The organism is Campylobacter sp. P091 (assembly GCF_002138935.1).
Classification (GTDB): domain Bacteria; phylum Campylobacterota; class Campylobacteria; order Campylobacterales; family Campylobacteraceae; genus Campylobacter; species Campylobacter devanensis.
This window is the reverse complement of record NZ_MJKZ01000007.1, coordinates 66,071-86,590: the sequence shown is the minus strand read 5'-3', so window position 1 is coordinate 86,590 and position 20,520 is coordinate 66,071. Positions and strand designations below refer to the sequence as shown.

21 protein-coding genes, 2 tRNA genes and 1 pseudogene are annotated in these 20,520 nt (G+C 35.6%); 9 read left to right on the top strand and 15 right to left on the bottom strand.

Features of this window, described 5'->3' with window-relative positions; translation table 11 throughout:
• Window positions 1-1,097, top strand: a 1,097-nt coding sequence (locus CIGNP91_RS07530) for an ATP-binding protein (RefSeq protein ID WP_086253807.1), incomplete at its 5' end; no start/stop codon positions are given.
• A 380-nt stretch (window positions 1,098-1,477) separates the two neighbouring features.
• Here the strand turns inward: CIGNP91_RS07530 and CIGNP91_RS07525 are convergent.
• Window positions 1,478-3,279 (bottom strand): annotated as a pseudogene (locus CIGNP91_RS07525) (PhoX family protein).
• A gap of 136 nt (window positions 3,280-3,415) precedes the next feature.
• Here CIGNP91_RS07525 and bioD point away from each other — a divergent pair.
• Window positions 3,416-4,099 carry a dethiobiotin synthase gene (gene bioD / locus CIGNP91_RS07520; protein ID WP_180383228.1) on the top strand — a complete coding sequence of 228 codons (684 nt, stop codon included), beginning with the start codon at window positions 3,416-3,418 and terminating at the stop codon, window positions 4,097-4,099.
• Between the two features lie 9 nt (window positions 4,100-4,108).
• Entirely contained in the window at window positions 4,109-5,464 is a 1,356-nt protein-coding gene (bioA, locus tag CIGNP91_RS07515) for an adenosylmethionine--8-amino-7-oxononanoate transaminase (RefSeq protein ID WP_201790883.1), read from the top strand.
• Here bioA and CIGNP91_RS07510 read toward each other — a convergent pair.
• The 9 genes from CIGNP91_RS07510 to ribE form a co-directional block, all read right to left on the bottom strand.
• On the bottom strand, window positions 5,461-6,141 hold the full coding sequence (locus CIGNP91_RS07510; protein WP_086253802.1) for a biotin synthase: 681 nt from the start codon (window positions 6,139-6,141) through the stop codon (window positions 5,461-5,463). The genes bioA and CIGNP91_RS07510 overlap by 4 nt on opposite strands.
• Window positions 6,131-6,745: a pimeloyl-ACP methyl esterase BioG family protein gene (locus tag CIGNP91_RS07505; RefSeq protein ID WP_086253801.1), complete on the bottom strand. Its 615-nt coding sequence runs from the start codon at window positions 6,743-6,745 to the stop codon at window positions 6,131-6,133. The genes CIGNP91_RS07510 and CIGNP91_RS07505 overlap by 11 nt, the downstream gene beginning before the upstream one ends.
• A complete protein-coding gene (locus CIGNP91_RS07500; protein ID WP_086253800.1) occupies window positions 6,726-7,823 on the bottom strand; it encodes an aminotransferase class I/II-fold pyridoxal phosphate-dependent enzyme in 1,098 nt (365 codons plus the stop codon). Before CIGNP91_RS07500 ends, CIGNP91_RS07505 begins: the two co-directional genes overlap by 20 nt.
• 152 nt (window positions 7,824-7,975) lie before the next feature.
• Complete coding sequence (locus tag CIGNP91_RS07495; protein WP_086233916.1) at window positions 7,976-8,611, bottom strand: ABC transporter ATP-binding protein; 636 nt, start codon at window positions 8,609-8,611, stop codon at window positions 7,976-7,978.
• A 2-nt stretch (window positions 8,612-8,613) separates the two neighbouring features.
• Window positions 8,614-9,678, bottom strand: a complete 1,065-nt coding sequence (tsf, locus tag CIGNP91_RS07490; protein WP_086226836.1) for a translation elongation factor Ts — start codon at window positions 9,676-9,678, stop codon at window positions 8,614-8,616.
• Window positions 9,678-10,454 (bottom strand): 30S ribosomal protein S2, encoded by a 777-nt coding sequence (gene rpsB / locus CIGNP91_RS07485; RefSeq protein ID WP_086225552.1) that lies wholly within the window; start codon window positions 10,452-10,454, stop codon window positions 9,678-9,680. Before rpsB ends, tsf begins: the two co-directional genes overlap by 1 nt.
• Window positions 10,455-10,588: 134 nt before the next feature.
• The gene (locus tag CIGNP91_RS07480; protein ID WP_086253799.1) at window positions 10,589-10,795 is read right to left on the bottom strand and encodes a hypothetical protein; all 207 of its coding nucleotides are present in this window, start codon (window positions 10,793-10,795) and stop codon (window positions 10,589-10,591) included.
• Between the two features lie 3 nt (window positions 10,796-10,798).
• Window positions 10,799-11,479 (bottom strand): peptidoglycan editing factor PgeF, encoded by a 681-nt coding sequence (gene pgeF, locus CIGNP91_RS07475; RefSeq protein ID WP_086253798.1) that lies wholly within the window; start codon window positions 11,477-11,479, stop codon window positions 10,799-10,801.
• A complete protein-coding gene (gene ribE, locus CIGNP91_RS07470; RefSeq protein ID WP_086253797.1) occupies window positions 11,463-12,074 on the bottom strand; it encodes a riboflavin synthase in 612 nt (203 codons plus the stop codon). The genes pgeF and ribE overlap by 17 nt, the downstream gene beginning before the upstream one ends.
• 97 nt (window positions 12,075-12,171) lie before the next feature.
• Between ribE and mnmG the strand changes: the two genes are divergently transcribed.
• From mnmG to CIGNP91_RS07440, 6 genes are all read left to right on the top strand, one after another.
• Window positions 12,172-14,037, top strand: a complete 1,866-nt coding sequence (gene mnmG, locus CIGNP91_RS07465) for a tRNA uridine-5-carboxymethylaminomethyl(34) synthesis enzyme MnmG (protein WP_086253796.1) — start codon at window positions 12,172-12,174, stop codon at window positions 14,035-14,037.
• Between the two features lie 154 nt (window positions 14,038-14,191).
• On the top strand, window positions 14,192-14,698 hold the full coding sequence (gene petA / locus CIGNP91_RS07460; protein ID WP_086225557.1) for a ubiquinol-cytochrome c reductase iron-sulfur subunit: 507 nt from the start codon (window positions 14,192-14,194) through the stop codon (window positions 14,696-14,698).
• A 10-nt stretch (window positions 14,699-14,708) separates the two neighbouring features.
• Window positions 14,709-15,956, top strand: a complete 1,248-nt coding sequence (locus CIGNP91_RS07455) for a cytochrome b (protein WP_086253795.1) — start codon at window positions 14,709-14,711, stop codon at window positions 15,954-15,956.
• Entirely contained in the window at window positions 15,953-16,978 is a 1,026-nt protein-coding gene (locus tag CIGNP91_RS07450) for a c-type cytochrome (protein ID WP_086253794.1), read from the top strand. Before CIGNP91_RS07455 ends, CIGNP91_RS07450 begins: the two co-directional genes overlap by 4 nt.
• A 92-nt stretch (window positions 16,979-17,070) precedes the next feature.
• A tRNA-Gln gene (locus CIGNP91_RS07445) sits at window positions 17,071-17,145 on the top strand.
• Between the two features lie 10 nt (window positions 17,146-17,155).
• Window positions 17,156-17,230: transfer RNA gene (locus CIGNP91_RS07440), tRNA-Met, on the top strand.
• 7 nt (window positions 17,231-17,237) lie between these two features.
• Here the strand turns inward: CIGNP91_RS07440 and CIGNP91_RS07435 are convergent.
• The 5 genes from CIGNP91_RS07435 to CIGNP91_RS07415 all read right to left on the bottom strand — a co-directional run bounded on the left by CIGNP91_RS07435 (window position 17,238) and on the right by CIGNP91_RS07415 (window position 20,516).
• Entirely contained in the window at window positions 17,238-18,497 is a 1,260-nt protein-coding gene (locus CIGNP91_RS07435; protein WP_086253793.1) for a tyrosine-type recombinase/integrase, read from the bottom strand.
• 72 nt (window positions 18,498-18,569) lie between these two features.
• Entirely contained in the window at window positions 18,570-18,896 is a 327-nt protein-coding gene (locus tag CIGNP91_RS07430; protein ID WP_201790354.1) for a hypothetical protein, read from the bottom strand.
• 8 nt (window positions 18,897-18,904) lie between these two features.
• Window positions 18,905-19,177, bottom strand: a complete 273-nt coding sequence (locus tag CIGNP91_RS07425; protein WP_086233909.1) for a hypothetical protein — start codon at window positions 19,175-19,177, stop codon at window positions 18,905-18,907.
• A gap of 2 nt (window positions 19,178-19,179) precedes the next feature.
• Window positions 19,180-19,533, bottom strand: coding sequence for a hypothetical protein (locus CIGNP91_RS07420; protein WP_086253792.1), 354 nt, complete (start codon window positions 19,531-19,533; stop codon window positions 19,180-19,182).
• 11 nt (window positions 19,534-19,544) lie between these two features.
• Window positions 19,545-20,516: a hypothetical protein gene (locus tag CIGNP91_RS07415; RefSeq protein ID WP_086253791.1), complete on the bottom strand. Its 972-nt coding sequence runs from the start codon at window positions 20,514-20,516 to the stop codon at window positions 19,545-19,547.
• Between the last annotated feature and the right edge of the window lie 4 nt (window positions 20,517-20,520).

The following is a 20,520-nucleotide window of genomic DNA, read 5'->3' as shown; positions in this document are numbered from 1 at the left end:
TTCCAGGTTATGGATTTTTGAGTGAAAATCAAAATTTCGTAGAAATTTGCGAAAAGCACAATATCAAATTTATAGGCCCAAGCGTAGAGGCTATGGCTTTAATGAGTGATAAAAGCAAAGCCAAACAGATGATGATGAGAGCGGGAATTCCAGTTGTACCAGGTAGTGATGGCGCTATCAAAGATATAGAAATGGCTAAAAAATTAGCTAGTGAAATTGGCTATCCTGTAATCATTAAAGCAGCTGCAGGTGGTGGTGGCCGTGGTATGAGAGTGGTAGAGAAAGAAGAGGATTTAGAAAAGAGCTTTTGGTCAGCTGAAAGCGAGGCTATGAGTGCCTTTGGTGATGGAACAATGTATATGGAAAAATATATCTCAAATCCACGCCACATAGAGGTTCAAGTCCTAGGCGATGAGTATGGCAATGTAATCCATGTAGGCGAAAGAGACTGCTCAATGCAACGCCGCCACCAAAAATTAATAGAAGAGAGCCCAGCAGTAATTTTAGATGATAAAACTAGAGCCCAACTCCACCAAACAGCCGTAAATGCTGCTAAAGCTATAGGATATACGGGTGCTGGGACTTTTGAGTTTTTATACGATCAAAGGGATAATAAATTTTATTTTATTGAGATGAATACAAGACTCCAAGTCGAGCATTGTGTGAGCGAAATGTGTAGCGGATTAGACTTAATAGAGTGGATGATACGAATCTCACAAGGCGAGAGATTGCCAGAGCAAAAAGATATCAAATTAAGTGGCCATTCAATAGAGTGTAGAATCACAGCCGAAGACCCAAAAAGCTTCACCCCAAATCCAGGTAAAATCACAAAATATGTCGCCCCAGGCGGTAGAAATGTCAGAATGGATAGCCATGTCTATGAGGGTTATAGCGTTCCGCCGTATTATGATAGCATGATAGGCAAATTAATCGTCCATGATATAGATAGAAATAGAGCTATTGCCAAGATGAAAGTCGCACTTGATGAGCTAATCATACAAGGGATTAAAACAACTAAAGATTTTCATATAAATATGATGAATAATGATGATTTTATCAATAATTTATATGATACAAACTATTTAGCAAAGCACTAAATCTACTTAAATCAAATTTGGTTCAGATAGCCAAATTTGATTACTTAATTATATTTTTTATTTGAGAAAATATTTTTTGTTATTTTGAATTTATTTAATATTTCCAATTTATAAAACCAAAAAATTTAAGCTCCAAAATCATTTTTATTAAAGCTTAAAGAGTTTTAATAAAATGGCGTAAATCTGCGTCTATCGCAGTAACCTTAAGAGGCTTGTACAAAATTTTCGCAATAGCAAAATAACCTTAAATGATTATTCTGTGGCGAAAATTTGGAATGTTAAAAATAGGGGTACCCCTCTTGCGGGGCTTTAGGTAGGTCAAGGGAGTGTAACTCCCTGTCGCAAAGACTAGCTTTGCTAGTCTGCGAAATTAAAATATTTTATGAGCCAATTACGCCGCCATCTTTTTTACGGATTTGGACTATTGTGCTTCGTGGAGTTGAGTTGCCGCCATTTGGATAGTGGCTATTTGCTAGATTTTCGTCTGGGTGTTGGATTCCTACAAACATAGTTGTATAATCTTCATTAAAGGCAATGCCCGTAATCTCACAAGCGATTGGACCAGTTAAAAATCTTCTAACCTCGCCGGTGATAGGATTAGCACATAGCATTTGATTGTTTCCCATCCCTTCGTAATCGCCTTTATTTGAGTATTTGCCATCGGTTTGTATCCAAAGTCTGCCAAATTTATCAAATTTTAATCCATCTGGGCTATTAAACATATTTTCTACATTGATATTACTAGTTCCTTTTCTTAAATCATTTGGATATTTCAAAGGATTTCCCGCAAGTAAAAATATATCCCATTTAAAGCCACTATCAGCGTGATTACCGCCTTTTGGGGACCATCTTAGGATGTGGCCATAGATATTATTGGCTCTTGGGTTTGACTCGCTCACTTCTGTTCTTTTGGTGTTGTTGGTTAGGGTTACATATAGGTATTTTCCATCTGGGTCTGCTGCTATCCACTCAGGTCTATCCATAGGTGTAGCACCAACTATGCTAGCTGCTAATCTAGCATTTATCAAGACATCGCCTTGATTGTGAAAGCCATTTTTCTCATCTAAGCCATTTTTGCCATATTCTAAGGCCACCCACTCGCCTACGCCTTTGAAATCGCCGGCATCTTTTAGTTTGGCTACATATAGTGTGCCTTCATTTAAGATATCTTTATTTGGTTTATTTGGATTGTATTTGGCTTTGCTAACAAATTTATATATAAACTCATTAACCTCATCATCCCCCATATATACCACGACTTCGCCATTTTTGGCTATTACTACTTCAGCATTTTCGTGTTTAAATCTACCTAGGGCGGTGCGTTTGATTGGGGTTGAGTTTGGATTATATGGGTCTATCTCTACTACCCAACCAAAGCGATTTGGCTCATTTTCGTTTTTAGCGATATCAAATCTCTCATCTAGTTTCCACTCATAATTCTCTCCTTTTACGCTAAGGCCATAGCGTTTTTGCGCTGGATTAAATGCGTAATTCTCATCACTAGACCCAAAGAAATCATCGAAATTCTCTTCACAAGTAAGATATGTCCCCCATGGCGTTTTGCCGCTAGCGCAGTTATTCATGGTTCCATATACTTTACTACCGCTCTTATCGGCTTTTGTTTTCATAAGATTATGAGCTCTAGCTGGGCCTTGGATCTCCATTTTGGTATTGGCTGTGATTCTGCGATTGTATGGTGAGTCTAGCACAACACTATAATCTCCATCGCTATTTTTAGCTATCTCAAATATACTTACTCCAACGGAATTTTGCTCATATTTAACATCATCTAAGCTCATATTTTTGCCATGGTGATTAAACATTAGTTCTGGATTCATATACTCATTATTAACAGCTAAAATCGCTCTATCTTTATCAAGGCTAAACCACGCCATACCATCGGTATTATCGCCAAATACCAAATTCGCATTTGCTATGGCTGCTTTATTGATAGTTTTGCTCTCATCAAAAGGCGTTGCCTTGCTAAAGAGCGCATCGCCCCAACTAATTAACTTTTTAGCCTCATAACCTTTTGGGACTATGACGCTATCGCTTGTGCTAGGGGCGATTTGTTTAAATCCTATTAAAGGTTTTTTCTCATTGGCTAACACATTAGAAGGCGAAAAAACCCCGCATAAGCCAAAACAGCGCTAGAAACTTTTAGAAAATTTCTTCTTTCCATAAAAAACTCCATATGATAAATTATGACGAAATTATAAAATCAGCTTGTAAAATTTTTATGATATTTTGGTTAAAAATATGTAAAATTTAGCCTTAAAATTTTAAAATACAAATTTAGAATATCCAAAGGAAATCAAGTGAGTAAAAAAATATTTATTTTAGGTACTGGGACTGATGTGGGCAAGAGCTATATAAGCGCCTTAATAGTCAAAAAAATGCGTGAATTTGGATTAAATATAGGATATTTCAAGCCTGTTTCGAGTGGGAATTTGTTATGTGATGATGGAGATATAATCCCGCTTGATGTAAAGTTTGTGCGTGAGTTTTCTAAGATTGAGCTAAGCTACTCTCAAATGAGCGAGTATAACTTTATTAAGCCTTATTCTCCGCATTTATCAGCTATAAATGAGAAAAAGCAAGTAAATTTAGATAAAATTCTAGCTAAATTTAAAATCCTAGATGGGATTTGTGATTTTTTGGTGATTGAGGGTGCTGGTGGGGCGATCTGCCCTTTTAGATATGATGAAGCAAAATTAATGCTACTTGATATAGTAAAAGCTATAAACTCAAGCGTTATAATAGTATCAGACGCAGCTCTAGGAGCGATAAATCAAGTGGGATTAACTAGCTTTTATTTAAGGCAAAATGGGATTGATATAAAGGGGGTAATATTAAATAATTTTGATGAGAATTGCCCAATTTGCGTTGATAATAAAAAGATGATAAAAGAGCTTTTTAGCTTAGAAATTCTCTCTTGCGTTAAAAGAGATGAGCTAAGCTTAAATATTAATAAAAATGATATTTTAAATATATTTAATTAAGGATAAAATATGCTTTTGGATATAGCAAAGATGGATTTGGAGCTAATCTGGCATCCGTGTTCGCAAATGTATGATTATAAGGAGCTACCACCGATTGTGATAAAGCGTGGTAAGGGGGTTAAAATCTATGATGAAAATGATAAAGAGTATATAGATATTATTAGCTCTTGGTGGTGTAATCTACTAGGCCACTCAAATGAGTATATCAATCAAGCTATCACGAATCAGCTTAACAATATAGAGCATGTGATATTTGCCAATTTCACTCACGAAGGCGCCGTGAGATTGGCTAGTAGATTAAGGCAAATTCTCCCACCTAAGCTAGATAAATTCAACTTTTCAGATAATGGTAGCTCGGCTGTGGAGAGCGCACTTAAAATGGCGTTTCAATATCAGCACCAAGTAGGCAACACACATAAGAATAAATTTATCTGCCTTAGCAATGCTTATCACGGTGAAACTATCGGCGCTTTGAGCGTTGGAGCGCTTGATTTGTATGCTAAAATTTATGAGCCAATGCTCTTAAAAGCTATCCGCATAAAAGCCCCTGATATGTATAGAAGCGAATTTGAAGGTGATAGCGATGAGATAGCTAGAAAATATTTTGAGCATTATGTGGTGCCGATTTTTGAAAAATATGGCAAAGAGAGTGTGGCCTTGATAGTTGAACCTATGCTTCAAGCTGCAGCTGGAATGATGATATATCCGCCTTTGTATCTTAAAAAGCTACGCCAAATTTGCGATGAGTATGGGGTATTACTAATAGCTGATGAGATAGCTACTGGATTTGGGCGGACTGGGCGGATGTTTGCTTGTGAGCACGCAAATATCAGCCCTGATATCATAACACTCTCAAAGGGTCTAACTGGCGGATATATGCCTATGTCTATCGTGGCTACGACTAATGAAATTTACAACGCCTTTTACGCTCCATACTCGCAAGGCAAGGCCTTTATGCACTCTCATACTTATAGCGGAAATCCACTTGGGTGCGCTGCAGCGAATGCGGTTTTGGATATATTTGAGAGTCAAAATATCCTAAATTTAGCTCAACAAAACGCAATTTATCTAAATAATGAGATAAACTCTGCTCTAAACTCACATAAAAATGTAGGTCAAATTCGCTCCATCGGCCTCATAAACGCAATAGAGCTAGTAGAGCAAAAAGATAGCAAAAAAGCCTTTAATAAAGATCTAAGAATCGGATATCAAATTTACAAAAAAGCCCTAAAAAATGGTCTTATATTAAGGCCACTTGGCGATGTCATTTACTTCAATCCGCCGCTAAATATCCAAAAAGATGAGATGGATGAAGCGATAAAAAGGTGCGTAAAAAGCATTGATGAGATTCTTGGGGGATTTTAGTTTTTTAAGATTAAAATTGCGAATTTATAACTTAGGCTAAAATCATCATTAAAGTGCGAATTTAAAGCTTTATAAGAGCTTTTTGTAAGCTTAAATTCGCCCTTAATATTATTAACTCCAGTATGTTTAAGGTGAGTTAAAAGCTCTTTTAAATTGCCAAATTTTAGCTTTATTTCTTGCTCTTTTATTGTGAGAATTTCAAATTTTTGGCTAAAAATCGCTTTTAGCTGGGCTAAATTTTTATAATCCAATCCTTGATTTGTAAAGCTAGAAAGCTCCCTTAAAGTCCCATCAATAAATATACTAAAAGCCAAAATTCCATCACTTTTTAAGCTAAATTTGAGTCTATCAGCCAAATTTTCAAGGGCATTAATCCATTGAAAAACAGAGCTTGAGATGATTAGATCTTGTCTATTTTGAATTTGTAAATTTGAAATATCTCCTATTTGAGTGCGGAATTTACTCATAAATTCACTCTCATAAAGGTCATTTAAAATCAAATTTTCATAGCTCAAATTATCTATAATCAACCTTGTCAAAACTCCGCTTCCAGCACCAATTTCATAGATATCTTTGAAATTTTGCCTATAATCTTTAAGAGCTTGTATCAAAGCATTTGCCGCATAAATCTGCGGTTTGGCATAAAGGTCATAAAATTTCGCACTTTTAAATTTCAACTATCTCTCCAAAGCTTTTAAAATTAAAAAATGCAAAATGCGGAGCGGTTATAATCCTAGCTTTATCCTTAAAATATTCTAAAACTGCCCTATTATCAAAGACCAAATCACGCTTACTCACATAAGCCCTATCCCACGAAATAGCGTTATCACAAGGTAAAATAGCGTTTTTATAAAGAGTTATAAGCTCGATTTTAGCATTTGGATTAAATGTAAAATCTCTCAATTTTTGCTCATTAATACCTAAAAAACAGAGCCTTTTAAAGCCCTCAAAATCAAACTCGCTTATACTTTTATAAAAGATATCTTTTTTAATCCCATATTTTTCATCTATACCAAAAGGGGTGCCATTTATAGCGACTGCGACCTTTAAGGGGGTGTTTTTCAGCACCAAATTCGCAGCCCAAACGCCCATTGACCACGCTATTAAATATATATCTTTATTGGCTAGAATTTCCTTATCAAAGCCCAAATCGCTATAATCACTAACCACCAAAAGTCCATAATCCCCAAGACCTAAGTGGCTAATGCTACTTTTATCAAATCCATAACCCAAAAATAACACAATAAGCTTTTTGCTATCTTTAACGAGATCCATTTTCATCTAAAATCCTTTTTAAGCTCACTAAATCATCAATTTCTAAATCCGCCCTTAAGCTAATTCTAAGCCTAGCTTTTCCTTCTGGCACCGTAGGTGGCCTAATGGCTGGTATGAAATATCCAAGACTTTTTAAGCTATTTGAAAGCTTTAAAGCCTTAGCATTATCTCCTACGATAAAAGGCGAAATATGAGTGGAATTTAGCCCCAAAAAATTGATTAAATTCGCCAGATTTTCACGCTCTTTTGTGTAGTCTTTGCTTAGCACAAAGTTACTCCAAGCTAGATTTATAGGCGCCAAAGCGGTCGAATATATAAGGCTTCTAGCACTATTTATGAAGATATCTTTAAACTCATTTGAGCTTAAAATCACAGCCCCGCTGCTACCTAGCGCCTTGCCAAGAGTAATAAGCATAAAATCAATATCGCAACTCAATCTAGCACTAATCCCAAGCTCATCTAGAGCAAAAAATGAATGCGCTAGGTCGATATAGAGCATCACGCCATCATATCGCTTTTTTAAAGATAGCATAAAATCTATATCCGCTCTATCGCCATCCATACTAAAAATCGCCTCGCTTAATATGATAATATGCTTAAATTTATCACAATTTTGCTTAACCAAACTCTCTAATGCTTCATTGTCATTATGGGCGTAGCGTTTAAATTTCGCATTTGAGAGTTTCAATGCATCTATCATACTAGCATGAATTAATTTATCAGCTATAAAGAGTGTATCATTGCTATTTAAGGCGCTGATACAGCTTAAATTCGCACAATACCCAGAGTTGAAAATCACCGCACTTTTATGAAATTTAGCCTCAAACCAACTCTCCAAACGATCAAACTCATCACTTGAAGTATATACCAATCTACTAGCCCCAGAGCCAAAATACCACTCACTACCCAAACAAATTTGCAAAAATTCATCTCTTAATGCCCTATTGCTAGCTATCCCAAGATAGTCATTACTACCTAAATTCAAGAGATTTTTACCATCTAAACTTAGAAATTTTGAGCTTATCTTAGAGTGTTTTAACTCCCTAAAACTGCTATTTTGCTTTGCTTTTTCTATATCAAACATTATAACTCGCTTAAATTTGCCTTTTAAAAAGTTATAATTATATCAAAATGTAGCTATGTATTTTTAAATTTTCAATATTTTTCTAAAAGTATTGGCTTAGAATTTGCGACTTTACCAAAGATTGTATCGGAATTATAGATTTTTGGGGTGGATTAGCATTGAGTTAAGTGCTGATTAGATAGTTGGTATTTTATATCGCATAATTTGGCTATATCTTTATCGTGCGTTACTAAGACCAAAGCGGCGTTATTGGTTTTGACATAGTCAAAGATTACGCTCATGACCTCTTTAGCAGTAGTTTGATCTAAATTACCAGTTGGCTCATCAGCAAAAATAATTTTAGGATTTTTGGCTAGTACTCTAGCGATACTAACTCTTTGCTGTTGGCCGCCGCTAAGTTCGCCAATTTTTTGATTTATTACATTGTCGATTTTTAATGCTTTAAGGAGGTTTAAATTAATTTTTTGACCGCTTAATATAGTGGCGAGTTCGATATTTTCAAAGCCATTAAATCCTTTAAAAAGATAATGTGCTTGAAAAATAATCCCAAAATCATATCGACGAATTTTTAAAAGTTCATCACTACTTAGCTTATAAAGTGATTTACCATTATATATAACTTCGCCATCAGTAGGCGATAAAAGTGTAGATAAAATGTGTAAAATTGTGGATTTTCCGCTACCACTAACACCCATAATAGCAGTAGTAGTAGCGGGTCTGATATCTAAATTTATATCGTTAAAGAGCAAATAGTCAAATTTATGAGATAAATTTAACGCCTTTAACATTATTAAGCCATTTGAGCAGCTACTTCAGCAGCAAAATCCTCAGTCTTTTTCTCTAAGCCTTCGCCAACTTCGAATCTTACATAGCTTACAATTTCTATTTCGCCACCAAGTTTTTTAGCCTCTTCAGCTATTACTTGTTCAATAGTTTTTTTGTCATCCATTACATAGAATTGCCCTAAAAGAGTAAGTCGCTGGTCAAGTTGAGTATTGTCAGCTATGTATCTCTCTATTTGACCTGGAAGGATTTTATCCCATATAGCTTCAGGTTTGCCTTGTTTTCTTAGCTCCTCTTTTAATTTTTCAGTTGCTTTGGCTATCACTTCATCGCTTAATTGTGCTCTACTAGCAAATTCAGGTATTTTGTGAAGTGGTTTTTTAAGGCGGACTAGCTCTTCATTCTCTTTTTCAAGCTCACCTTTAAGAGCTAGATACTCTTTTTCTACAAAATCCGGGCTAAACTCTTTATAGCTTATAACTTGAGGTTTCATAGCCGCTGCATGCATACAAAGATTTCTTAAAAAATCGCCAATTTTGCTAGCTGTCGCTTCAGAGTCGCAAGCAGCGCCTATTAAGACACCAACACGGCTATTTGAGTGGATATATCCAGCTACAATTCCATTTTTGCTAGCTTTAATGGTTTCAAATCTTCTTACAACTAAATTTTCACCAATAGTAGCGATTTGGCTTTGGAAAAACTCTTCAAATTTAACCCCGCCAATGCTAGACTCTTTAAGTTCATCAATTGTGGTGATTGCGTTAGTTTGGACATGTAGAGTTGTATTTTTAACCAAATCAACAAATGTAGCATTTTTAGCCACAAAATCAGTTTCAGAGTTAATTTCTGTTATGGTAGCTGTTTTATTATCGCTGCTTACAACTACGCTTACAAGGCCTTCGCTAGCTAAGCGATCAGCTTTTTTAGCAGCTTTGCCAAGACCTTTTTCTCTTAGTATATCAACTGCTTTTTGCATATCTCCATTAGCTTCTTGAAGAGCCTTTTTACAATCCATCATTCCAGCTCCAGTGCTTTCACGGAGCTCTTTTACCATATTTGCGCTAATTTCCATTACTCTTCCTCGCCTTCAGCCATAGCTTCTTCTAATATTTCATCTTTTTCTTCTTGAGTTGGAGCTTCTATCTCTTCGCTGATTTCGCCATCTTGATCTCTTAAAGCTTTACCCTCATTGATTGCTTCAGCCATCTCTTGGCAGAATAGCTGAACGCTTCTGATAGCGTCATCATTGCCTGGAATTGGGTAGTCAATGATATCTGGATCGCAGTTTGTATCTATAGGAGCCACTACTGGTATTTTAAGTTTGTTAGCTTCTGCTACTGCGATTCTCTCTTTTACTGTGTCAATTACAAATATCATATCAGGGAGTGTTTTTATATTTCTGATACCGCCTAGAGTTGCTATTAACTTCTCTTTTTTGCGTCTTAGCATTAAAGCTTCTTTTTTGGTAAGTAAATTTATAGAGCCATCTTCTTCCATAGCTTCTATAACTTCAAGTTTTCTAATTGATTGTCTAATAGTCCCAAAATTCGTCATCATACCGCCAAGCCATCTGTGATTTACATATGGCATACCGCATTTTTCTGCGTACTCTTTTACTGCGATACCGGCTTGTTTTTTAGTGCCGACAAATAGTATAGTTTTGCCTTCAGCTGCGGCGTCTCTTACTATATTATAAGTATATCTGAAATATCTAATAGTTTTTTGTAAATCTATTATATAAATGCCTTTTCTCTCACCAAAAATGAATTTTTTCATCTTTGGATTCCAGCGTCTTGTTTGGTGACCAAAATGTACACCACACTCTAGTAAATCTCTCATAGTAACCATGAGTTTCTCCTTAAAAAATTTTGATTAGTTTATTCCTCTATGCTCCTTAACAGCGACATTAACTGCAACTAAACAAGGATTAGCATATGTGAAATGAAGTGCAAATTGTAGCTAAATTTAACTTATTTTTTGCTTTATTTGCTAAGTTGAAATTTCTCTTTAATACTTTGAAGTGAATAGAAAATTTCTGCGATTTTTTCTAGGTCGCTGCTTTCTATTTCAAATTTTTTTGGGCGAAAAAATAGCTCCAAAAGTGTCAAATTCTCTCCAAATTCCAATCCGTAATTTCTAGCATTTTGTGAGATTTTTAAAAGCTCGATATCGGTGAATTTTTCATACATAATTTATCCTTTTAACATTATAAAACCAGCAAATCTACCAGTTAAACCACTCTTGCGATATGAGTAAAATCTATCATCACAGTGGCTGCAAATATCGCTAAATTCATAATCTTTGACACCGATACCATCAAGCTCAAATCGCAAAGCCCCATCTAAATCAAATTTAAAACCATCTTTAAATTTATTAAATTCTCCCAAATTTAAATCCCCAATTTCATAGCAATCTTTTTTGATATTTGGGCCAATTATAGCCTTGATATTTTCAGGATTTGAACCCATTTTATCTATTGTTTTGGTTATGATTTTTGAGATGGCTCCAGCTCTTCCAGCATGGATAGCTGAGATTAAATTTAGCTTTTTATCATATAAAAGCACAGGCGAACAATCAGCCACCATAACACATAGCCCAACTTGGGTTAAATTAGTAAAAATCGCATCGCAAGGCTCTAAAATTTGGTTAATATCGCTTAAATTTTGGACTATATCAGAGTGAATTTGCTCCATGAAAATTAATTTTTTGGCTTTGATTTTGTGAGACAAAATTTCTCTATTTTGCTCTACTTTTAGCTTATCATCACCCACATGATGGGCTAAGTTTAAGCTCTCATAAACGCCCTTGCTCACACCACCAAATTTGGTTGTAAAACCAGCAATAATCTTATCATTATCAATAGATACTAGCATAAAAATCAGCCTGTTGCCAAGTGAGAGTTTGGTTTTTTGAGTTTAGAATTCTATCAATATAACGAGCCAAAATATCGCTTTCTATATGGACTCTTCTACCTATTTGGAACTCACTAAATAGCGTATCTTTCATACTTATAGGGATTAGGGTTAGACGCATTAAATTTGAGTTGATATCATTGATTGTTAGGCTCACGCCCTCAACTGCGATAGCGCCTTTTTTGGCTATTAGATGTAAAATTTCATTTGGTAATTCTATGATAAAATCCACCCCATTTGCTAATCTCTTAATATCTCTAATAACCCCAATAGCATCTATATGCCCTTGAATCAAATGCCCATCTATCCTATCGCCAATTTTCATAGCTGGTTCTATATGGACTCTGTTTTTGTAATTTTCTAAAGCCAATATATTGGCGCTTTCGCTGCTTAGTTCTACTACAAATCCATCTTTATCAATCTTTGTTACGCTCAAACAAGCCCCATTTACCGCTATGCTATCACCTAAATTTGGCTTATGAGTAGCCTTGATACTTAGATTTTTACCATCAAAACTACGCACAACACCAATCTCACGAATCAGTCCATTAAACATAATCACCTCAAATTCGAATTAAGAAATTATAATCTAAATTTATAAATCTTTTACTATAAATTAGATAAAATCGCCCCTAAAAATCACAAGGCAAATTATGAAATATGATGTTATCGTAGTTGGTGGTGGGCATGCTGGGATCGAGGCCTCACTCGCAGCGGCTAAAATGGGAGCCAAAACTCTATTAATCACAATTTTAGCCGAGCAAATCGGCGCAGCTAGCTGTAATCCCGCAATTGGCGGATTGGCCAAGGGGCATTTAGTCAAAGAGATTGACGCTTTAGGTGGTCAAATGGGGCTTACGACTGATAAGTGCGGGATACAATTTCGCCTCTTAAATGAGAGCAAAGGCCCAGCAGTGCGTGGTAGTAGGGCTCAAATAGATATGGATAGATATCGAATTTATATGCGAAATTTGCTTTTAAACACGCCAAATTTACAGATCACTCAAGAGATCGCTACTGAAATTTTAACGCAAAATAATAAAATAATAGGGGTAAAAACCCATTTAGACAACACCTATCACACGCAAAAACTCATCATAACAACAGGGACATTTCTCAATGGCTTAATCCATGTTGGCACAAATAAACTCCAAGCCGGCCGTGTCGGTGAGCTAAGCTCAAAAGAGCTATCAAGCTCGCTAAAAAGCCTGAATTTAGAAATGGGTAGATTAAAGACTGGCACCTGCCCAAGAGTACTAGCAAGCTCAATTGATTTTAGTGTTTTAGAAATTCAAAATGGCGATATCGATCCACAGCCTTTTAGCTTTAGAAGTAAAAATTGGAGCAAAGAGCAACTTCCATGCTATATAGCTTATACCAATGAAACCACCCACGATATCATCAGATCAAATTTCGATAGAGCGCCGCTATTTACAGGTCAGATAGAAGGAGTAGGGCCAAGGTATTGTCCAAGTATCGAAGATAAGATAAATCGCTTTGGAGATAGGGAGCGCCATCATCTATTTATAGAGCCTCAAACCTTAGAAGCGACTGAATACTATATAAATGGCTTTTCAACTTCACTTCCTTATGATGCGCAAGTAGCAATGCTAAGGTCTATTAAGGGTTTTGAAAATGCGATTATCGTGCGACATGGATATGCTATAGAGTATGATTATGTCAATCCAACTGAGCTTAAACACACCTTAGAGACTAAAAAGATTAGTGGGCTATATCTAGCAGGGCAGATAAATGGCACCACAGGATATGAAGAGGCCGCCGCTCAAGGGCTGATGGCTGGTATAAATGCTGCGTTGAATTTACAAAATAAAGAGCCTTTGATTTTACGCAGAGATGAGAGCTATATAGGGGTTTTGATCGATGATCTAGTCACAAAAGGGACAAAAGAGCCTTATAGAATGTTTACTAGCAGGGCGGAATTTAGATTACTTTTAAGAGAGGATAATGCGAATTTAAGGCTTAGTAAATATGGATTTGAGATAGGTTTGCTCGCAAAAGAGGCTTATGATGAGGTTAAGGCTTTAAGGGATGAATTACAAAAAGCTATGGAAATTCTGCTTACAAAAGAGATAACGCCTAATAAAGAAACTTTGGAATTTTTAGCCGTCATCGGTGAAGAGCCAATAGGTGAGAAGATAACGCTACAAAAATTGGTCGCTAGAAAGAGCTTTGATGAAAATAAGCTTAGAAAGCTTGAGCCGTTTTTTGAGAATTTAAGCAAAAATTCAATAAACCAAATTCTCACAGAAGCGAAGTATTATCACTATATCGCACAACAGCATATAGAAGTTGAGAAGATGAAAGGGCTTTTAAATATCAAAATTCCAAATGATTTGGATTTTAAGACAATTAGTGGCTTGAGTAATGAAGTGGTCGAGAAGTTAATTAAATTTGCTCCACCGACTTTAGCGGCTGCATCAAATCTCAGCGGAATCACTCCAGCGGCGATAGATATCCTTCATATCGCTATTAAAAGGCACAAATCTACACTTAGCTAAGCCAATGAGCTTGGCTACTTTTGTTTATAAAAACAATTCTAATTAAATAAAATTTTAACTTTAAAATGGTAGAATTAAAGTTTAGTTTCACTTTTATATTATAAAAGTTAGCTTAATTTCAATGCTAATAATTAAATCAATAGAAAGGAAAGAAATGTCTGTTCAAAAGCAAGAAAGACGAGATTTCATCGGAATGGCATTTGGCGCTGTCGCAGCTGTGGGTGGTGCTTTTGCTTTAGTTGGAATGAAAAAGTCTTGGGATCCACTTCCTAGCGTTAAAGCAGCAGGTTTTACCACAGTAGATCTAAGCCCTATGCAGCCTGGCGAATTTCGCCAAGTAGAGTGGCGTAAAAAGCCTATTTTTATCATTAAAAAAGATGAGAATATGAAGGCTAACCCTTCAAGAGATGTAGTGGTAGGTAATGAGAATTATATAGTTACAATCGGTCTTTGTACGCACCTTGGATGCATACCTAGCTGGAGTGCTAGTGATAAGATGTTTAAGTGTGCCTGTCATGGTGGAGAGTTTGATTCTGATGGTATGAATGTATTTGGTCCGCCACCACGCCCACTAGATATTCCACCATTTAAAATTGATGGGACTAAACTTGTGCTAGGCGAAGAAGGCCCTGAGTACAAAAAATTAGTCGCTACAGCGTAAGGGAGAATTTATGGCACATATTACAAAAGCTACAAGCGTAAGAGATTGGTTCGATCAGCGTATAGCTCTTACAAAGTTATGGAATGTCCTAGCAGGGCAATACTGGATACCTAAAAATATCAATTTTCTTTGGGCAATGGGTGTAGTTTTAACTGTACTTTTTACCCTACTTTTTATAAGCGGTTTATTATTGCTAATGTACTATAAACCAGATGCAAATTTAGCCTTTGATAGTGTTAATTACACTATTATGAAAGAGGTTGAATATGGCTGGTTATGGCGTCATATTCACGCAGTTGCGGCATCTGTGATTTTCTTAATTATCTATATTCACGCATTTGTTGGAATTTACTATGGTTCATATAAAAAAGGTCGTGAGATGATATGGATTAGTGGTATGCTACTTTTCTTAATATTCTCTGCTGAGGCATTTAGTGGATATATGCTACCGTGGGGTCAAATGAGCTACTGGGCAGCGCAAGTTATCACACAACTATTTGGTGGAATTCCATTTATTGGCGGTGCTCTTGTAGAGTGGATTAGAGGCGATTATGCGGTTAGCGATCCTACACTTACAAGATTCTTTATGCTTCATGTTTGCTTATTACCAATTGTTATTATAATGGTTATAGGTGTTCACTTCTATACTTTACGTATCCCTCATGTTAATAACCTTGAAGGCGAAGAGATTGATTTTGAACTAGAAGCTGAAAAATATCTAAAAGGCGATACTGTAAATTCAAAAGTTATTCCATTTTGGCCAGGATTTTTAAGTAAAGATTTCTTCTATGTATCTTTATTTATGATTTTCTTCTTCTATTTAGTAAGTTTCCATTTCAATTTTGCTATGGATCCAATCAACTTCGATCCTGCAAATGCTGCTAAAACTCCAACTCATATCTATCCTGAGTGGTATTTCTTATGGCAATATGAAATTTTACGCGGTTTCTTCTTTGATATTGGGCCTTTAAAAGCAGCTGATATTGGTGCTTTAGCTATGGCGTTTGCTGGTATTTCGCTATTCTTTATGCCTCTATATGATAGAAGCGATGTAGTGGCTCCAGCTCACAAAAGAAAAGGTTTTTGCGTGTGGTTTTGGTTGCTTATTATTGATTTAATAATCCTAACAGTGTATGGCAAACTTCCTCCAACAGGATTTAATGCTTGGATAGGATTCTTCTCTTCAGTTGGCTACCTTGTGTTGCTACTTGTAGTACTTCCTATCATCACAATCAAGGAAAGAAAGGCAAATAAATGAAAGAATTAAAAGCGTTTTTAATTGTCGTCCTTGTTACAGGCGCTATTTATTGGGGTGTTGAGCCATATGCGCACTCAGTTTTACACCCGCATGTTGAACCAGCAAATTTTGACTTTGCCAAAGAGGATACAACTCTAGCAAAAACAAATGTAGAAAAAGCAGAAGCTGCTTTAAAAGCCGCTCAAACTAGCGGTGATAAAAGCATTATTGATGGTGCTACAAAAACTCTAGAAAATGCAAAAGCTGAACTAGAAAAATATAGTACATTTTGGACAGACATCGAAAGTATAGACCTTACAAAAGGCGATGCAGCTTCAGGCGCAAATTTAGTAGCAGCTGCTGGATGTACAGCATGCCACAGCATTAAATCAGCTGGTTTTGAACCGGCAATGGATGATAAAAGTGCTAGCGAGGCTTATGGTGTTGCTCCTCCAGATCTTAGCAATATCGGATATCTTTATGATGGCAAATTCCTAGCTGCTCTTATTAAAGATCCAGCTATGGCGTTAAAAGTTACTCATAAATTTAATGATACAAACCCATTTCCTATGACAGCTTTCTATGGTGCTGGCGGTGATTTAAATCAAGAAATAGCAGACTTAGTAGCATATTTCAAAAGCATAGCACCAAAAGAGATGAGCGATAGAGATGTATTTATAGAGTCTTGTGCTAGATGCCATGATATGAGATATGTAAATGTATTTGCTAATGGCAACAAACAAAGCATAGCAAATTATCTAGGTATGACGCCTCCTGATCTATCTATGTATATTAGATCTAGAAGCGAACTATATCTAAATAATTTCATCAATGATACCCAAAAAATGCTTCCAGGCACATCTATGCCGCGTGTAGGCTTAAATGAAAAAGCTCAAAAGCAAGTTATTGAGTATATGAGAGAAGCCGGTGATAGCAAAAAAGAAGAAAGAGAGACAACAGGTATCTATATCATGATTTATTTTGCTATTCTTAGTGTATTTGCTTGGGCATGGAAACGCAAAATCTGGTCTAAACTACACTAAAATTTAAATTTATTCAAGACTTAGAGCAAATTATTGCTTTAAGTCTTGACAAATATCAAAAAATATTGTATAATTACAACTCATTTTTAGATTGGGGTATCGCCAAGCGGTAAGGCAACAGGTTTTGGTCCTGTCATTCAGAGGTTCGAATCCTCTTACCCCATCCACCTCTTATGACGCGAGATGGAGCAGTGGTAGCTCATCGGGCTCATAACCCGAGGGTCGGGGGTTCAAGTCCCTCTCTCGCAACCAATAATCTTTAGCACACACCTACACCAATTCCATCTCTTATATCATCGATATTTAGATGGACATACTTCAAACTACTTTGTATATTTTTATGTCCCAAATACTGCATCAACCTATAAGCTGAAAACTTCTTTAGGCTAACCAAACGACTTGCTACAGTATGTCTTAAGGCATATTGGTTATACTCTTTAGCATTTATTCGCTTATCAAAACCTAAAGCCTTATTCATATCTTTCCACCTTGATACACATATGCTGTGTGTCAAATTATTTATCTTACAATTCTTATAATTTTCTCTATCTAATCCTTTGTAACGACCCCTAGCTATTGAGTAATAAACTCCCTTCAGATATCCTTCAGGTTCCTTCAGGTATAACTCCATAGCTTTTGACCTTTCTAAAGATAAAGCTAAATTAACCCTATCGCATATATCACTTAAAAGTTTTAAGGTTATGCCACCTAAGGGTAAGGTTCTACTATTAGCGTTCTTAGTAGTCCCTACTTTTAATGTAGTAGAGTGTGTTTTTAAAGCTCTACTGATGGTAATAGTCTTGTTTTCTAAGTCTATATCACCTACCCTAAGTTCATAGTATTCAGCTGGTCTTAAGCCTAGATTAGAGTTTATTACAAAATACTCATACATCTCTCTATCTACTAGGCTGCCTGTCTTATTGCTGATACTCTTAAAGTATTCAGCAATATCATTTATCTCAGCATCGCTATAGCATACTATCTTAGTCTCTCTTATACTAGCTGCTAGCTTTTTAAAATTAGGTTTATTCTTAAACTCATAAACCCCAGTTCGCTCTAGCGTCTCAAAGGTTGTCCTAAGAGTGCTTAATAGGTGATTAAAGGTTCTCTCTTTGTACCGCTTACCATTTACACCACTGATTAACATAGTTCTTTTTAAGTTCATCAGTAGCTCTGTGGTAATAAGAGATAGGTCTAAATCACCAACCATTTTTATTAGAGTGTTAATCCTAGATGGTGGATTTTTATTATCCTCCAAGTATTGCCACACACTCTCTACCATATAATCCCTAGCTTCACTTAGTAAGAAGGGTTTGGTTTCTTTAGGTGGTTCTAATAACCACTCTAGATTATTAAAGCCTAATTGCGTAGGTGTTAATAGGGCTGCTTGTAGGCTAACCCTTAAATCCTTTTCGCATTTCTCTGCCACCTCTATATCAGTTGTGTTCCAAGTTCTTTGGTATCTTTTACCATTTATATAAAAGTCGCTTTTGTAGCGACCATCTTTTAATTTAAACATACCTTACCGCCTTTGCTTATATTATAAGACCCTCTTATAATTTTACTTAACTTCTCTCCTTTCTTAATAAGTTTATTCTATAATTTCTGCTTCTACTTCATCAAGCACGATTTTGTCATTATATAGAATTCGTAATGAATTATCATAGCACCCATTTTGTTCTGAGTAACAAGGAACGAAAAACATTTTGGACGGCTTGTTTCCAAACCTAAACCCATAATTTCTAGTTTTTTCAAAAACTAAAGGTTCTTTAAAATTGGTATTAAGACATATTTTATCACCATTTAAATACTCAAATTCAGCATAATTAAACTCACAACAACATTTGTCAAAATCATCAGTTATTTTTGAGCCATTGTCAAAATATATGCCATATCTATCAACTTTAACTATTTTCATTTTTCACCTCACTTCCAATTATTTTTTATAAACTTTTCTATATAATTCAAGGCATTTTTCTCACCAAGCAGTTTTAAATCTCGCATTAATAAATCTAGCTTATTAGCTATGTTTATTATATTTGAGCCTTCTTCGCCACGACTATATCTTGATAACATCTTAAGTAATATCAATATATCATCACAGCTGAAATATTCTTTGCTCTCTTGTTTCAACTTCTCTAAATCGTCATTTATTGACTTTTTAAACAATTTTCCATATTCTTCACTATTTATTTTCATCTTTAACTTCTCTCCTTTCTTACTAAGTTTTCTATAAACTCCCTACCTTTTGGTGTTATAAATAACTTTCTAGCTAAGTTTCTCGTATCTCTATCATCATAGGCTTTACCTATAAAACCATTATCATAGAGATACCCTGTATGTATGCTAGTATTAGCCGTAGTCCAGTTTAATAACTCCGAATAGAAAGCCTGTGTTTCTCCTTCGTGTTTTGCTATTGTAAATAACAATATAAAAAGCTTTATAGAGTAGCTCTTTACATTCTTACCACTGCCATTAGTAGGTGGTTTAAAATTATCTAATCTATTTAAAAGCGTTAGAGCTTCACTAACCCTATCTAGATATGTGTTTTGCATTCTGTTCTCCTTTATATTAACTTTGCTTCAATTGCTTTATCTAATGCTTTATCATCTTCTAATGCTCTATATGCATCAGGATTAAACCTTTCATCAACTAACTCTACTATTTCCCAATCTTCTATCTCTTTATATACTGTAAAATCACCATAATCATTATCACTAATTTTAGGGTAAATTATTACAGCTAGCACCCTAAAAGCCTGTGGTTTTATCCCAACCGCTTTAGAGCTTCTATAACCACTATCTAAAACAACCCCTACATCATTATACACAGCCTTAGAGCTAAAGAGCTTATTAAAAGACCTACCGTCCATCTCAAAATTATTCGTAAAGCCCCCCATACCTTGTATATACTTTTCATATTTCTTTAGCTTTGCTATCTCTATAACTACTTTTCTATCTTTCGTAGTTACTTCTATAGTTCTAACTCTATCAACAAGTTTAAAACATATCTTAGCATTTAGCCAATTATGGCAACGCCTACTTAAATGTATTTTCTCATAGGTTATAGGATATCTATACATAGTATGCCCCTTTAGTATCCTACAATCAGCTTCAGCCTTTTCCTTAAGCTCCTTTGGTATTAAGCTCAAACCCATTAGCTGCAATTGAGCTATATAGGTAACATCACTATCACTATCATATCTGAACCCATTATTCCTAGCCGTTAGCCATAATGACCGCCCTGAGTTATGCCCTGATATTACCCCAGTAGCCCCTATACAGAATATAAACCCAATTACAATAACTGCTATAAACCAAGGGTTATATCCATAGGCTATACAAGCAAGCAAGGCTATGCCCCACACAGCCCATATTCTTAATAGCAATTCGTTAGCTTTTGCTATTTCTTCATCAGATTTCTTTGGCACTTCACCTGTTCTAAGCAACTCTATATCGTGCTTAAAATGTTCCCTAACCCATATAGGGTCAGCGTGGTGGGCTTCTATTATTCCACCACAAGCTTTTATAATTGCCATCTTG